The sequence below is a fragment of the Cognatundibacterium luofuense genome (genome assembly GCF_018139685.1).
GTDB lineage: Bacteria > Pseudomonadota > Gammaproteobacteria > Burkholderiales > Burkholderiaceae_D > Undibacterium > Undibacterium luofuense.
In genome coordinates this window covers 1-362 of record NZ_JAGSPN010000292.1, presented here as the reverse complement: position 1 = coordinate 362, position 362 = coordinate 1, and the positions used below count along the sequence as shown (strand labels likewise).

Below are 362 nucleotides of genomic sequence, written 5' to 3'. Positions count from 1 at the left end.
CGACTCGCTGTTTTATTAGACAGTAACAAACTGGCTAAGAAAGATAATCAGCGCATCACCGAGCTGCTGGAGCTGTCAGCGCAGCAGGGCAATGCCATCGCAGGAAGCTATTTAGGCCTAGGCTTTCAGGAAGGTTGGTGGAACCTGAAATGGGACAATGACAAAGCGAATTACTGGTTCCTGCGCTATCAACGTCACCCGCTCAGCCAGGAGCAGTTAGGGCTCGCCTACGAGCATGGTCGCCTGGGTCATACCAAAGATCTGGCTCTAGCCTTAAACTGGTATCAACAAGCGCTTAAAAACGGTAACCAGAAAGTAGCTAAACGTATTGAGGCGATCTGCAAAAAAAATGCGCTTCCGGA

General features: G+C 49.7%; 1 protein-coding gene. It reads left to right on the top strand.

Annotation, left to right across the window (positions count from 1 at the left end; genetic code table 11):
* The coding region (locus KDM89_RS20470; RefSeq protein WP_212689702.1) for an SEL1-like repeat protein at nucleotides 1-362 on the top strand (362 nt) is incomplete at both ends.